This window comes from Mucilaginibacter puniceus (genome assembly GCF_054783175.1).
The window spans coordinates 99,141-114,889 of the sequence record NZ_BAAGRB010000002.1; the positions used below are offsets into that span (position 1 = coordinate 99,141).

The 15,749-nt window shown below is 39.8% G+C and carries 13 protein-coding genes; 7 read left to right on the forward strand and 6 right to left on the reverse strand.

What is annotated here, in order from left to right; genetic code table 11:
• Nucleotides 1–40: 40 nt before the first annotated feature.
• The gene (locus ACYVJ6_RS07250) at nt 41–1,057 is read right to left on the reverse strand and encodes a cytochrome d ubiquinol oxidase subunit II (RefSeq protein WP_460693383.1); all 1,017 of its coding nucleotides are present in this window, start codon (nt 1,055–1,057) and stop codon (nt 41–43) included.
• 98 nt (nt 1,058–1,155) lie between these two features.
• Complete coding sequence (locus ACYVJ6_RS07255) at nt 1,156–2,463, reverse strand: cytochrome ubiquinol oxidase subunit I (RefSeq protein ID WP_460693384.1); 1,308 nt, start codon at nt 2,461–2,463, stop codon at nt 1,156–1,158.
• 261 nt (nt 2,464–2,724) lie between these two features.
• Here ACYVJ6_RS07255 and ACYVJ6_RS07260 point away from each other — a divergent pair, with 261 nt between their 5' ends.
• Entirely contained in the window at nt 2,725–5,328 is a 2,604-nt protein-coding gene (locus tag ACYVJ6_RS07260) for a M1 family metallopeptidase (protein ID WP_460693385.1), read from the forward strand.
• A 292-nt stretch (nt 5,329–5,620) separates the two neighbouring features.
• Nucleotides 5,621–5,962, forward strand: coding sequence for a hypothetical protein (locus ACYVJ6_RS07265; RefSeq protein ID WP_460693386.1), 342 nt, complete (start codon nt 5,621–5,623; stop codon nt 5,960–5,962).
• Nucleotides 5,963–6,285: 323 nt separating this feature from the next.
• On the opposite strand, the gene mdh is transcribed toward ACYVJ6_RS07265, so the two are convergent.
• On the reverse strand, nt 6,286–7,224 hold the full coding sequence (mdh, locus tag ACYVJ6_RS07270; protein ID WP_460693387.1) for a malate dehydrogenase: 939 nt from the start codon (nt 7,222–7,224) through the stop codon (nt 6,286–6,288).
• Nucleotides 7,225–7,625: 401 nt separating this feature from the next.
• On the opposite strand from mdh, the gene ACYVJ6_RS07275 reads away from it, so the two are divergent.
• Nucleotides 7,626–8,636 carry a glutamine synthetase beta-grasp domain-containing protein gene (locus tag ACYVJ6_RS07275; protein WP_460693388.1) on the forward strand — a complete coding sequence of 337 codons (1,011 nt, stop codon included), beginning with the start codon at nt 7,626–7,628 and terminating at the stop codon, nt 8,634–8,636.
• A gap of 53 nt (nt 8,637–8,689) precedes the next feature.
• Here ACYVJ6_RS07275 and ACYVJ6_RS07280 read toward each other — a convergent pair whose 3' ends face one another.
• Nucleotides 8,690–9,088 carry a gamma-glutamylcyclotransferase family protein gene (locus ACYVJ6_RS07280; protein WP_460693389.1) on the reverse strand — a complete coding sequence of 133 codons (399 nt, stop codon included), beginning with the start codon at nt 9,086–9,088 and terminating at the stop codon, nt 8,690–8,692.
• Nucleotides 9,089–9,177: 89 nt separating this feature from the next.
• On the opposite strand from ACYVJ6_RS07280, the gene ACYVJ6_RS07285 reads away from it, so the two are divergent.
• The 4 genes from ACYVJ6_RS07285 to ACYVJ6_RS07300 all read left to right on the forward strand — a co-directional run bounded on the left by ACYVJ6_RS07285 (nt 9,178) and on the right by ACYVJ6_RS07300 (nt 13,891).
• Complete coding sequence (locus ACYVJ6_RS07285) at nt 9,178–10,536, forward strand: glutamine synthetase family protein (protein WP_460693390.1); 1,359 nt, start codon at nt 9,178–9,180, stop codon at nt 10,534–10,536.
• 64 nt (nt 10,537–10,600) lie between these two features.
• Nucleotides 10,601–11,638: a hypothetical protein gene (locus tag ACYVJ6_RS07290; RefSeq protein ID WP_460693391.1), complete on the forward strand. Its 1,038-nt coding sequence runs from the start codon at nt 10,601–10,603 to the stop codon at nt 11,636–11,638.
• Nucleotides 11,639–11,686: 48 nt separating this feature from the next.
• The gene (locus ACYVJ6_RS07295; protein ID WP_460693392.1) at nt 11,687–12,556 is read left to right on the forward strand and encodes an HAD-IIA family hydrolase; all 870 of its coding nucleotides are present in this window, start codon (nt 11,687–11,689) and stop codon (nt 12,554–12,556) included.
• A gap of 123 nt (nt 12,557–12,679) precedes the next feature.
• Nucleotides 12,680–13,891 carry an aldose epimerase family protein gene (locus ACYVJ6_RS07300; protein WP_460693393.1) on the forward strand — a complete coding sequence of 404 codons (1,212 nt, stop codon included), beginning with the start codon at nt 12,680–12,682 and terminating at the stop codon, nt 13,889–13,891.
• A 71-nt stretch (nt 13,892–13,962) separates the two neighbouring features.
• Here the strand turns inward: ACYVJ6_RS07300 and ACYVJ6_RS07305 are convergent, their stop codons facing one another.
• Both ACYVJ6_RS07305 and ACYVJ6_RS07310 read right to left on the reverse strand, forming a co-directional pair.
• Complete coding sequence (locus ACYVJ6_RS07305; RefSeq protein WP_460693394.1) at nt 13,963–14,550, reverse strand: nucleotidyltransferase family protein; 588 nt, start codon at nt 14,548–14,550, stop codon at nt 13,963–13,965.
• A complete protein-coding gene (locus ACYVJ6_RS07310; RefSeq protein WP_460693395.1) occupies nt 14,550–15,722 on the reverse strand; it encodes an XdhC family protein in 1,173 nt (390 codons plus the stop codon). The genes ACYVJ6_RS07305 and ACYVJ6_RS07310 overlap by 1 nt, the downstream gene beginning before the upstream one ends.
• Between the last annotated feature and the right edge of the window lie 27 nt (nt 15,723–15,749).

Below are 15,749 nucleotides of genomic sequence, written 5' to 3' on the forward strand. Positions count from 1 at the left end.
GTCATTAGTATTGATAGAACCAATGACCAGTGACAAATGACTAATAATCTGTTCTATTCCTGTCCTTAAAACTATAATATAAATAAAATAATGATGGCAGTATTAACAAACTGCCGGTCAACAACGCTGTACCTAAGGTATCAATAGTTTTTTCGGTAGCATGTTCAGTTAACAGCGACATATTCTCACCACCTTTGATCATGATAAAGTTGGGGTAATGCCTATACCCAACCGACAGCAATATCATACTCACCTGGAAAGCGGCAAATGCACGCGCTATTAACCTTTTGCCTTTATTGATAGTTAACCAAAGCAATACCAGCGATACAGATGCGGCTATTACGGCTACTAAACTTATTGGGTTGCCAAATATCCATGACGCCAGGTGAATATTCTCGATCTCGGCAGCTAAGAATACCAACCCGCCAAACACAAACGCCAGTATGTTTAATACTTTGGCTTTAAGTATAAAGCGCTTTATGTCAATTTCTTCTGTTGATTCGCCTATCAGGTAAATTGCCGCCAAAAATCCGCAGAGCGCAACTGTAAATAAACCTACAGCAACTGAAAATAAATTAAACCAGCTATACACGTAAGCATCCATAAATGAGGTGGCCTTTGTATCAATGTGCCCGGATATGACACTGCCCGCTATGATCCCTAAAAATAAAGGCGTAATAAAACTGGAGTAAACAAATATGTGGTTGTATAAATACTGTGTGCGTTCGCCTTTTACTGCATCATAGGCACGAAATGTAAATGCCGTACCACGCGCTATAATTCCCATCAGCATGATCAAAATAGGGATATGCAGGTAAATTGACATCTGCGTATATATGCGCGGAAAGCCAACAAACAAAATTACCACGGCAATGATCAGCCACATGTGGTTGGCTTCCCATATGGGCCCTATGGCCTGGTACATGGTGCGGCGGGTGCGGTTTTTATTCGGGTCAGACGTGAATAGCTCTATGATACCCGCGCCAAAATCGGCCCCGCCTAATAAAAAATAAAGCAGTATGGCAAAAAACAGGAAGAGGATAACAACGGTTAGCATTTTTTTTAGTTGATTATGTGAATGGTTGATTGGGTGAGTAGTTTATTTTGTTGGGTTGATTGAACAGCTTTATAATAACTATTCACTTAATCAACCACTCACTTATCATACAACTCGGGTACCATTTTAATTTGCCTGGCCAGTAGAAATATAACCGCCAGGCTTAAAGTAAAATAAACAAAGCTAAACAGGTAAAACGAATATTGTATACCCGGCATGGGTGTAACCGCGTCGGCAGTACGCATAATGCCCTGTAATATCCAGGGCTGGCGGCCTACTTCGGTTACTGTCCATCCGGCCTCTACGGCCAAAAAGCCAAATGGCGTAGCTATGATAAAAAGCTGCAAAAACCATTTTTTAAACAGCCAGCTTCGTTTTTTCCAAATGGCTATCAAATACAATACGGCAATAGCCATCATCGCCATACCCAAGCCTACCATCAACTGAAATGCATAGTGAGTTATAGCCACAGGGGGCTGCTCGTTTTTCGGTATGGCATCCAAACCTTTTACTTCTCCCTCAAAATTATCATGTACTAAAAAGCTCAACATGCCGGGTAGTTCCAGTCCGTATTTAACTTCTTCGGTGGCAGTATCAGGCACTCCGCCTATCAATAAGGGTGCATGGGTTTGTGTTTTAAACAAAGCCTCCATAGCGGCTAATTTAGCGGGTTGTCTTTTGGCTACGCTTTTGGCAGATATATCGCCGCTTAAAGGTTGTAATAATGCCGTTGCCACCCCAAACGCTATGGCTATTTTAAAAGCTTTGGTATGGAAGGTAATGTTTTGTCGTTTATAGATCATTAAGGCATGTACGCCCGCTACAGCAAATCCGGTAGCTGCAAAGGCGGCAATGGTCATGTGCAGGGCTTCAGAGAACCAGGCATCATTAAACATCGCTTTAACCGGATCAATATTAAGGTATTGTCCGTCTACATAATCAAACCCTGCCGGACTATTCATCCAAGCATTTGCGGCCACTACTAAAACCCCTGATATAATACCGCTTACGCCAACCAATACCCCGGTGCACCAATGGAACCATTTATTAAATCGCTTCCATCCGTAAAGGAAAAATCCTAAGGCAATGGCTTCAATAAAAAACGCGACACCCTCTAATGAGAATGGCATCCCAAATATCGGTCCGGCGTGCTCCATAAAGCCTGGCCATAGCAAACCTAACTCAAAAGATAACATCGTGCCCGATACCGCGCCGGTAGCGAAGAAAATAGCTACGCCCTTGCTCCATGCCTGGGTGATGTTTTTATAAACCTCGTCTTTAGTTTTTAAATATTTATAGTGCGCCACCGCCATAAAAACCGGCATTACCATACCTATGCAGGAATAAATGATATGAAACCCCAGCGAAAGGGCCATTTGCGAACGTGCGGCTATAAAATCATTCATACGCGTTGTGATGTTACAGGATAGGTAAAGATAGGGGTTACTTTAGCGTAACTATTTAAAATTTATCGCATCATTTATAATACATAATGATTTTAAATTAGTGACCTCACCCCAACCCCTCTCCAAAGGAGAGGGGCTATAATAGATTATTATAAACTATTGTATTTAAGTCCTCTCCTTTGGAGAGGATTTAGGAGAGGTCGATATATATTTTAATAATTAATGTCGTTATATTACCTTTAAAATTAAATACACCCTCATATGAAGTTTTATCAATTTATAGCCGCTTTGTTTTTAACGGCAAGTACCTTTACCACTTTTGCGCAGGATGCACAGCCATCGCCAAGCAAATATGATCAGCATAAGGTTTTTAGCCCGTCTTTTTATATAGACAAGGGAAACCAATACCGTACAGCCGGTGGCGCCCCAAGTCCGCGTTATTGGCAAAACCGTGCCGATTATAAGCTGGATGTAACCCTTGATCCGGAAAAGAACCGTTTAAGCGGATCGGCTTTAATTACCTATACCAATAATAGCCCGGATGGACTGCCGTTTTTATGGTTGCAGGTAGATCAGAATATCTTTCGTGAAGATTCGCGCGCCGAGGCGACCAGCCCGGTTACAGGCGGCAGGTTTGCTAATAAAACGTTTACCAACGGTAACGAGATCAAAGGCATCACCATCATTAAAAACGGCAAAACCGAAAAAGCAGATTATATAGTGAATGATACCCGTTTACAGATCAGGTTAAAAGATACCCTGAAAGCGGGTGGCAGTAAATTGCAGATAAAAATTGATTACGCTTTTGATATACCGGAGTATGGTACCGACCGCATGGGCAGGTTGGAAACTAAAAATGGCTGGATATATGAAATTGCCCAGTGGTACCCGCGCATGGAGGTTTATGATGATATAAGCGGCTGGAACACCCTGCCTTACCAGGGAGCAGGAGAGTTTTACCTGGAGTATGGTAATATTAATTATAACATAACCGCGCCGTCTGATATGGTAATAGTAGGTTCGGGCGAGGTAACAAACCCAGCCGAGGTATATACCCCGGCAGTAATCAGCAAATTAGCGGCTGCAAAAGCCAGCGATAAAACAGTGATGATACGTACTGAAGCCGATATTGCCAATGCCTCGTGGCATCCTGCAAAGCCAACTTTAACCTGGCGCTTTAGCTGCAAAAATACGCGCGATGTGGCCTGGGCTGCTTCAAAGGCTTTTATATGGGATGCCGCGCGCATTAATTTACCAAGCGGTAAAAAAGCATTGGCACAATCTGTTTATCCGGTTGAGGCTGCGGGTAACGAAGCCTGGGGCCGATCAACAGAATATGTAAAGGGCGCTATCGAATTTTACTCGGGCAAATGGTTTGAGTTTACTTACCCTGCAGCAACTAACGTAGCGGGTATAGTGGGAGGTATGGAATACCCCGGCATTGTTTTTTGTGATGCTAAATCGGCAGGAGGTGAGTTATGGAACGTTACCGACCACGAGTTTGGCCATAACTGGTTCCCGATGATCGTGGGCTCAAACGAGCGTAAATATGCATGGATGGATGAGGGCTTTAACACATTTATTAACCATGGCTCGACCAAGGCATTTAACAACGGCGAGTATTACGACAAACCTGATGAGCAAAAATCTGCACCTGCCATGTTTAATCCGGATGCAGACGCGATAATGAATATACCTGATGTTATACAGTCTGGCTATTTGGGTTATGCGGCTTATAATAAACCTGCTTTGGGGTTAACCATTTTGCGCGAGCAGATTTTAGGTGAGGAGCGTTTTGATTATGCCTTTAAAACTTATATTAAACGCTGGGCCTTTAAGCACCCAACGCCCTGGGATTTTTTCCATACGATGGATAACGCGGCAGGCGAGGACCTGAGTTGGTTTTGGAACGAATGGTTCTTTACCACCTGGAAAGTTGACCAGGCTGTACGTGCTATTAATTATACCGATAATGATGCCACCAAAGGTTCATTGATCACCATAGAGAACGTGGAAGAAATGGCCCTGCCGGTAATCGCGCAAATAAAAGAGGAAAATGGTAAAACAGGCACCGTAAAACTGCCTGCCGAAATTTGGCAACGTGGTGCAATCTGGACGTTCCCGTATAAGTCAACCTCAAAAATTGTATCGGTAACTTTAGACCCTGAACATGTGTTGCCTGATATTAACCCCGATAACAATAGTTTTAGCGGTGTTGCTGTACCTGCAAATGTTACTGCCGCAGGTGTTGTCAAAGCGCATTTAGATGCTATTGGCGGTGCCGACAAAGTACAGGCCATAAAAGACATCATGATGTTAGGTGGTGGCAAAATAGATGGTACCGAAATTAAAATAAGTACAAAGTATAAGTCGCCAAATATGTTCCTGCAGGAAATAACTGCCCCAAGCTATAAGGACCTTAAAGTAATGCGCATAGCTATTAATGGCGATGATATAAGCGCTATACAGTTAAATAAGGAAGTACAGGTTGATAATACCGTTAAAAGCCAGATCAAGGCGCGCTACACCCTATTCCCCGAATTGGATTATACCAAACCGGGTTATGCCTTAGAACTGGACCCCATGACCCAAATTGTAAACGGCGAACTGGCCTACCTGGTAACCGTAACCCGCCCTGATGGCTTAAAAGTTAAAAGTTATTTTGATACTAAAACCGGTTTAAAAGTTAAACAGGTTACCGATGTGCAGGGTGCCTCTGTAAACGAGTTTAGCGATTACCGCGCTATAAACGGCGGCATAAAAATACCATACACTTTTGTAACCGGCCTATTAGGCGAATCTGTTGAGTTTAAAATTACGGACGCAGTGGCTAATAGTGATTTGTCGGTGGGGGAGTTTAAGTAAAAGAATATGATAAAATCCATTCTATGGATATTAATAGTTAATGTTTTATTATTTATAACATCTGTATTTCTGTTTGGTGCGATAGCATTTTTATCGGGCTACGCATCTAATGGTAATTATGAGTCAGCTACATGGAGATTGTTTGGAGCATTTGTAATAGTTCATTTAGTTTTAAATTTGCTGTTTATATCAAATCCTCGAAAAAATCAGAAGTCTATTGTTATCGGAAGTAGTATGTATATTCTGATTTTGTATGGAATAGTCGTATATATCTATCGCTAATCAAACAAAAGTGAAAAGGACTAAAATGCTATTTGTCATAACAAACTTAGTGCTATCCTTACTTGGAGTTTTTATTCTGTTTTTCACTTCTGTGTTTTGGTTAGGTAGTGATGAGCAATTCCAGCAAGTTTATAAAAACTCATATTGGATTTTTCTTGCTTATCGGCTGCTTTTTGATGTAATAGTAAGTTTACTTATGGTAGCGATTATTGGAATTGTTAACTGGTTGCTAAAAAAAATAACTGTTCATATACAAACACCAATTTGGAAAGTATTGGCAATTAACTTTTTGATTTTCTTTGTTGCATCAATAGTTTTTATCAGTGTGATATGGGGTAATATATCGAAATAGTTAGTCCGGATTTATAATCCCGGACTACAGTACGCGGATTTACAATCCGCTTTAGCCCGCTTGCTCCTGCGAGTTTGTAACTCGTGGTGAGAAGCTAGTTTAAATTGTCATATATTGTTGATTATAAAATAATTACGGTTGCTATTTATATTTGTAATTTAAGGTTAACATATTTTTGATAGTTTTTTATGTTAAAAAATTGATTATCAACTATATAGATGTATAAAATATTCAAAATGTGTTAAGTTGTGTAAACCATGTTCAACAAAAAAGGCTTTATCAAACGATAAAGCCTTTTTTATATATTGATATGTGGTTGATTATTAGATCAATTTGCTATCAGCTAATACATTGTTCATTGCACGTACGGCATCGGCGCTTTTGTTAAAGGTAGCTTGCTCGTCGGCGCTTAGTTTAAAATCAACAATTTTCTCCCATCCGTTTTTGCCTAAAATAACCGGCACTACTAATGAGATATCGCTTTGCTGGTACTCGCCATCTAATGCTACACCGCAAGAGATTAGTTTCTTTTGGTCGCGTACAATAGCTTCAACCATAAACGCTGTACCTGCACCCGGCGCATACCAGGCAGATGTACCAATTAAACCGGTTAAAGTAGCACCACCAACCATAGTAGCTTTAACTACTTTTTCTTGCTGCTCGGCACTTAAAAACTGGGTAACAGGTATGCTGTTCCAGGTAGCGTGGTTAATTAACGGGATCATGGTAGTATCACCGTGGCCACCAATAACAACAGCGTTTAAGTCGGCAGGAGAGCAGTTTAACTCCTGGCTCAAATAATATTTAAATCGTGCTGAATCCAATGCACCACCCATACCTATAATTCGGTTTTTAGGCAAGCCCGAAGTTTTCAGGGTTAAGTAGTTCATCGTATCCATTGGGTTAGATACCACGATGATGATGGTATTTGGCGAGTGTTTTAAAATGTTTTCGGTAACACCTTTTACAATACCAGCGTTAACACCAATTAACTCTTCGCGGGTCATTCCCGGTTTACGTGGTAAACCAGAGGTAATAACTACAACTTCAGAGTCAGCAGTTGCGGCGTAGTCATTGGTAACACCTTTAATTTTGGTATCAAACTCCAACAGGGCCGAGGTTTGCATCATATCAATAGCCTTGCCTTCGGCAAAACCTTCTTTGATATCTAATAATATAACTTCTTCAGCTAATTCTTTTCTGGCGATGTTATCCGCACAAGTAGCGCCAACAGCTCCGGCGCCTACAACAGTTATTTTCATGATTTATGTTTTATATAGAAGGAAACTAAACAGGCGCAATTTTAAGAAAAAAAATATAGAATAGTGACCCGTAATGTGTTAAATAGGTAAAATATATATTTATTAGTATCCCGTATTTATTCAGGGCTGTAAAGCAATGGTTTAAAGATTTTTAAAATTAAAGTGAATAGTAGCTGATATGCAGAATAAAAATTACTAAAAACTGTTTATTTGTAATTTTTTTATGATTTATTACTTAATTTAACTGCATTGAAAGCTGTTTTTGTATGATTTTATATTTTATTTAGGTTTTTTCGATAAAATTTGCAAAAAATAGAAATAATAATATAAATTTGTCGTGATAACAAGCGTTAACATTACTAAAAGTATAATTTGAACCAACTTTTACAAATAATTAAACAATGGCAACAAAACTAGAGTACATCTGGCTTGACGGTTATAAACCAACTCAAAGCCTGCGCAGCAAAACAAAAATTGTTAAATCATTTAGCGGCAAGGTTGAAGACCTTGACAATTGGAGCTTTGATGGCTCATCAACAGAGCAGGCACCAGGTGGCTCATCAGATTGTATCTTGAAACCGGTTTATACTTGCCCTGATCCGGGAAGAAAAGACGCACACTTAGTAATGTGTGAAGTTTTGGATTCAAAAGGTCAGCCGCATGAGTCAAACGGCCGTGCTTTGATCGAGGATGATGATAACGATTTCTGGTTTGGTTTTGAGCAAGAGTATTTCCTTTGGGATCCTGCAACTAACAAACCTCTTGGCTTCCCTGCAGGTGGTTATCCAGGCCCACAAGGCCCTTACTACTGTTCAGTAGGTGCAAACAACGCTTACGGTCGTGAGATTGTTGAGGAGCACTTAGACGTATGTTTAGAAGCCGGCTTAAACGTTGAAGGTATCAACGCAGAGGTTGCTGCAGGTCAGTGGGAATTCCAGATCTTCGCTAAAGGCGCTAAAGAAGCCGGTGACCAAATTTGGGTTGCACGTTACTTGTTAGAAAGAATAGGCGAGAAATACGGAGTATCAATTAACTGGCATTGCAAACCATTAGGTCAATTAGACTGGAATGGTTCTGGTATGCACGCTAACTTCTCAAATACATTATTACGTACTGCTAACAGCGAAGCTAAATTTAAAGCAGTTTGCGAGGCTTTCCGTCCTGCAGTTGCTGAGTGTATTGCGGTATATGGTGCTGATAACGATCAACGCTTAACCGGTAAACACGAAACAGCTTCTATCCATGACTTTAGCTATGGTGTATCTGATCGTGGTGCTTCTATCCGTATCCCTCTTTATGCAGTTGATCATGACTGGAGCGGTTACTTAGAAGATCGTCGCCCTAACTCTGCAGCTGATCCATACAAAGTTGCTGCGGTTATCATTAAAACAGTAAAATCAGCTAAAGTTTAATTTTAGCTTTTTATAAAAACTAAATCCCTTCCCGTAAAACGGAAGGGATTTTTTTATGCCCCTTTGTAACTTAAATAATCGCCGGAGAGAATGTGTTTCAGATGGGTGGTAGCGTGGTTGTACAAATAAACCCAGCACTTTACATTGCCATCTGCAGTTTGCATAGTAAGCAACTTGCGGATAAATAAGTTGGGTTGTAACTGATCATCACCAAAACCTTCATAATCGTCAATGTATTTTAGGGTTTCTTTTGTATTGGTAAGTTGAATAATTATGCCGTGTATCTTATAATCCGTATCCGGTAAATAAATAGCTCCCGGGTATTCGCCCACATCGTATAATTTGCCTTTTAATATCCCGGGTTTATAAACAGTAGCGTGCTGTTTTAAATACCGGCCAAACTCATTGTCAGTTTCCAATAATGATCCGTAAATAAATAATTTATTTATCATTTGTTAGCGGTGAAAAGCATCTTTTCTAACACAAATTACGCCCTTTTTGTATTATATTGCTTAATATTTATTTCGTTTTGCATTTTACCATGACCGAACAGCAAATTACAGCTTACCTGAAAGAAAATGACCTGCAAAAAATAAAATTTGCCATTGCGGATATTGATGGCATATTACGCGGTAAAACCATCCATCAAAAAAAGTTTACCGAAGGTCTGCATTCAGGCTATGGTTTTTGTGATGTGGTTTTTGGGTGGGACTGTAATGATGTGGTTTATGATAATGTAGATCTTACCGGATGGCATACCGGTTACCCGGATAAACTTTGCCGTATTGATCTGTCTACCTTTCGTACGATACCCTGGCAGTATAATGTTCCGTTCTTTTTAGCTGATTTTAGCAGTTCGGATGGTAATGACTTACCCGCTTGCCCGCGTAGTTTATTGAAACGGATTACCGCGCAATGTGAAGCTATGGGTTATCATCCGGAGTTTGCACAAGAGTTTGAATGGTTCAATTTTAAAGAAACACCACAATCGCTTAAAGATAAAAATTACACCAATCCCGAGCCGTTAACACCCGGTATGTTTGGTTACTCTATACTGCGCACTTCGCAATGTTATGAGTATTATAACGATATTTTTGACCTGCTGGGCCGGTTTAATATCCCGGTAGAAGGTTTACATACCGAAACCGGACCGGGAGTGTATGAGGCCGCAATAATACATGATCATATTATCGCGGCAGCAGATAAAGCGATATTGCTTAAAACAGCTGTAAAGGAAATCGCTTATAAACACGGGATAATGGCTTCGTTTATGGCCAAATGGAACAGCAGCTTACCTGGTTGTAGTGGCCATGTTCATCAAAGCTTGTGGAATAAGGATCAATCCGAAAATTTGTTCTATAATGAAGCCGATAAGAACAAAATGAGTGATTTGATGAAACACTATATAGCCGGACAATTATACTGCCTCCCCCATATATTACCTATGTATGCACCAACCGTTAACAGTTACAAGCGCCTGGTTGATGGGGCATGGGCGCCGACTACGGTAACATGGGGTATTGAAAATCGTACCACTGCTTTACGTGTTATCAATTCAAAAAAGGAAAACACCCGTGTAGAAACCCGTATACCGGGATCGGACACTAACCCATATTTGGCATTGGCCGCAGCATTGGCCTCTGGATTGTATGGTATTAAAAATAAATTAGCTTTAAATACGCCTGCAACCATTGGTAATGGTTATGAAGATGCGCGTAATGGTAAGTTGGCTTCCAACTTATACGATGCCAGTATAGCTATGCAAAACTCAGTTGTAGCTAATGAGCTTTTTGGCGAGGCATTTACCCGGCATTTTACGCAAACGCGCTTATGGGAACATCGTCAATATACTGAAAGTGAAGCCAATTGGGAGCTAAAACGCTATTTTGAAATAATATAAATCATATTAATCAAACAATCTTCCTGTATTATATCTTTGTATCCTTTGCAAGGGAAATAAAAAAATGGATTATTCAGCAATAATAAGTAAGGCGTGGGAGGGGTATGATGCCTCAAAGAAGATCAGGAAAATTGAGGACATCAGCGCCAGGGTATCAACCAACCAGGTGTTTAAAATAACCTTCGAGGACGATGATATCATAATTGCCAAGTTTTCCTACTTTGGTAAATATGAGTTTTTTAAGGAAGATCATCGCATCATACATAGTTTATCTAACAACCTGTTATATCCTTTTGAAAACCTGCTCACCAAATCGCTGCTTAAGAATAATAGGGTTTATATCTACCGCTACAAACAAGATAAAACTGATGCCTGGGTAGTATTTTATAACCCAACCCGTATAATGGACAGGTTGCCCCGTAAATTGGATGAGGGACATATCGTTAAATTGGGCCAACAGATAGGCAAGTTTCATAAAGCCTGCCAACGGGTTAAAAACGTATTGCCAAAAACTTCAAAAACTTTACGTACCGATATTTATGCCTTGATGCACCAGTTGGAAACTAACGAGAAGCAATTTGGTACAACGATGCAGGCTGACTTTTTAAAGTTCCATTGCGAAGCCTTTTTGCGTAACCGGTCAAAATACAATATGAAAACCTTCGAGATCATACCTGTATTTATTGACTGGAACATTGGTAACTTCTCGGTTGATGCAAACCTTAATTTGTATTCGCGGTGGGATTATGATTGGTTTAGAATGAGTTACCGGATATTGGATTTTTATTTTTTAAGCAGGGTGGTATCATCGGTAGGGGATAAAACGGTATTCAGCTATGTAATAGATACTTTGAACGAAGAAGGTTTTATTCTGTTTTTGAAAGAGTATCATAAGATAAACCCGCTCACCGCTAACGAGATCAGGTTTTTAAAAGAGATGTATCGCTTTTTCATCCTTAATTATGTGATAAAAGATGGTAAATACTTTTTTAGCGCTCAATATGCAAAAAAACTGCAAGCCGAGGCGTTTGACATCTATCTGCCATCTGTTGACAGGGATTTTAACGCAGATATATTATTAGATGCGCTTGAGCTAAGCTAATACTTACAAATAAGCTATATTGCAACTATAATATATAATAGCCAATAAATGCAACAAGTTGATAACTTTAAATCGATAATTGATCAGTACGATGTTATATTTTTTGATGCGTTTGGTGTTATTAAAACCCATTCGGGTTTAGTGCCGGGAGTCGAAAATACATTTGAATACCTTAAACGACAAAATAAACAGTACTATATAGTTACCAATGATGCTTCGCGCAGCCCGGCACAGTTAGCCGAATCGTACCACAAAATGGGTTTGCATACCATATCGCAGGATTGCATTATATCATCAGGTATGTTAACCAAAGAGTATCTTGACTTGAAAGTAAATGATGGCATAGTAGCTTATTTAGGTACCGAAAACTCGGCGCATTATATTGAAAGCTCGGGCTTGCATACATTACCTATAAGCGCTATTAATGATAGTAATATTGATAAAGTAAACGCGCTTATATTTTTAGATGATGAGGGTTTTGATTGGTGCCGCGATTTGAATAAAACAGTTAACCTGTTGCGTAAACGTACTATACCTGCTATTGTGGCCAATACCGACCATGCTTACCCCCTAACTATACACGATGTAAATATTGCCATTGGTGGTATTGCAGCCATGATTGAAAATGTTGTGGGCCGCGAATTTATCCGTTTTGGTAAGCCCGACTCGCAGATGTTTATGTTTGCCTATGATCTGATACGTGAACAGCGACCAATTAACAAAAAAGATATCGTAATGGTAGGGGACACATTGCGTACCGATATTTTGGGCGGTAATAAGTTTGGATTAGATACCGTACTGGTACTATCAGGCAATACCCTGACGCAGGATGTAGATACACGTATAAAAGCTACGGGTATTGTACCCACTTATATTTGCGAATCGGCAGTGGTTACACCCGGTGAACTGGAATTTTAAATTTGCACTATACATACGTTGTAATTACAGTTTTTTTTATCATTTTTGAAATAAACCTAATAACAGCTACGTTGCTGATGTTAAATCAATTATTCATACTAACAATCACTTAAAACTAAAGTAATGTACCCATCAATTAAACGCCTGTCGGTTATTATCTTTCCGGCTTGTATTATATCATTGACCGCCTGCGGCGATGGTAAAACTACCGAAACAACAACAACTACTACCGAAACAACGACAACTACTACCACTATTATGACTGATACTACTGGCCAGGCCAAATTGCCTGCAGCATCCGGTTTTGAAAGAACTATCGACGGAAAACAAACACAACTTTATGTATTGAAAAACAAAAAGGGTATGCAAGTAGCCATAACTAATTATGGCGGTCACTTAGTAAGCGCATTAGTGCCTGATAAAACCGGCAAATTAACCAGTGTAGTTTTAGGATTTGATAATATTGAGGGTTACAAAAAAGGAGCAAGCGCTTATTACGGCGGTACAATTGGCCGTTACGGAAACCGTATTGCTAAAGGTAAATTTACTTTGGAGGGTAAAGAATATACTTTGGCTACTAATAATGCTCCTAACTCATTACACGGTGGTAAAAAAGGATTTGACCAGGTTGTATTTGATGGCAAGCAAACCAACCCACAAACAGTTGAATTGACCTACCTTGCAAAAGATATGGAGGAAGGTTACCCGGGTAACTTACAAACTAAAGTAACTTATCATTTAACCGATGATAACGCCCTGCAAATTAGCTATGAGGCTACTACCGATAAAACTACAGTAGTAAACTTAACCAACCATGCTTATTACAACCTTAATGGCGAGGGCAATGGTGACATTTTGAATCACCAGGTTAAAATTAATGCTGATAACTATACCCCGGTTGACAGAGGATTAATACCAACCGGAAAAATTGAGCCGGTAAAAGGTACGCCATTTGATTTTACCAGCTTTAAAGCATTGGGCAAAGAAATAGATGCTGATAACCAGCAATTGAAATATGGACCGGGTTATGACCATAATTATGCTTTAAATAAGCATACTTTAAAGGATGTTGTAGCTACCGTTATTGGCGATAAAAGCGGAATCCAAATGGATATTTATACGGATGAGCCGGGATTGCAGTTTTACAGCGGTAACTTTATGTCTGGTGGAAACACCATTCGTGGTGGTGCAAAAGATGGTAAACGTACTGCTTTCGCTATGGAAACTCAACACTTCCCTGACGCACCAAACCAACCAAACTTTGCTTCAACTGTGTTAAAGCCGGGCCAGGTTTATAAAACTCAAACTATATACAAGTTCTCGGTAAAAAAATAAGCTGATTTATTAGTCAGATGTCAAAGGCAATCTCTTAATTGGGGTTGCCTTTTTTGTTGAAAAATGATTGATTAGTTATCCCTAATCTCCAACCGCTCGTAATCGCCGATGGTATCAATATCTATCATGCCTAAGGGAAAGGGTACAGTATGGACTTCATTGGCATATTTTAACAATAGCTTTTTAGCACCTTCATTACCTTTTAACGCTAAAAGTTCGTCAAAATGGGTTTTGTCAAAAAGTGCAGGCACACCAATTGTGCCGTTATAGCTACTGGCTACAAGGTGTTTCTTGTTTACAGATGCTTGTATTAGCTGATTGATAATAGATGAATCTGCAAATGGCTGATCGCAAAGTATTAAAATAACTGATTGCATTTGCGGGTTAGTTTTAAGTAAAGCTGCCAGTCCGCAACTTATAGATGACGAAATGCCTTCTTCCCAATTGAGGTTATGTATTATTTGTATAGGTAGATCTTTAATTGTTGGTTCAATCACGTTATCATTAGCGCCTAAAACTACCACTATGTGTTGGCAATCAGCAGCTAAAGCACTTTTAATAGTTCGTTGTAAAAGAGTTGTGCCTTGAAAAACCAGGTTTTGTTTTGGTTTTCCTAACCGGCTTGATGAGCCTGCCGCTAATATAACGAGCCCTGTCATCAGCAGGATTTAATGATTATGGCAGGGCGTTGCTGTTGTATGATCTGGTCAGCATCGCGATTATGAATAACTGCCTTTTCGCGCAAAGGTGTGCCGTTGCGTTTCTTCAAAACTGCCTGCATTTCTGAAATAATGGATAACGCAATTTCATCTGAAGTTTCAGATCCTATATCTAAGCCTGCAGGACCATAAATGCTTTGTAGCTGTTGTGGCGTAATATTTAAACCTTCTTCGCATAACTCATCCAGCATGCGATTTAAGCGTTTTTTAGGGCCTAAACAAGCTACATAGGTTAATTCCAGTGGCAACAACTGTTTCAGCATAGCCATATCGTAATTATAATTATGCGTCATCAGCACAAATATGGTACGGCTATCAATATTAATTTGCGCCAAAGCTTGCTCTGGTTTAGCTATGATGATCTTTTTAGCCAGTGGGAAGCGTGCTGGTACTGCATAATTGGACCGGCCATCAATTAAGGTAACATGCCAACCTAACACATCAGCCAATTGTACCATTGGTATAGCATCATTACCGGCGCCAAATACTACCAATGAAACTGTTGGCTGTAATAACTCTATAAAGCAAGTAAATTTATCGCCATACAAGTAAGTTTTGGTTACCGAGTTACCGTTTTTAAGCACATCCTTAGCATCCTCCAGTAAAGCATCTTTAATATCTTCATCAGGGAAAAATCCCTGTAATTCCTCCTGTTCAGTTAATATTAAGCAAGTACCGGGCTGGGTAGCCTGCTTATCACCCATAGAAAATATGGTAACAAGCACAACCGGCTGCCTTTTACTCAAAAACTGTTTAAATAAAGCTATTGGGTTATTTGTTTTATCGGCAAAAATAGGTTCAATTAAAATATGGATGATGCCATTACAACCCAGGCCTACGCCAAATTTAGCATCGTCATCATCAGTAGTATCATAAGTAACCAGCATTGATTTGCTTTGCGTCATCACCAATCGCGCTTTGCGCAAGGCATCGCCCTCCAAACAACCTCCGCTAATAGCGCCGGTCAATTGCCCATCCTCGGTTATCAGCATACGTGCGCCTGCACGACGATAGGACGAGCCCTCCACATGTACCACAGTGGCAAGGGCGGTTTGTTTACCATCCTTTATTGCCTTATCAAATGCTGATACAATATCCTGTAACTCTTTCATAGTTGCTGAACAAATATAATTGATTTT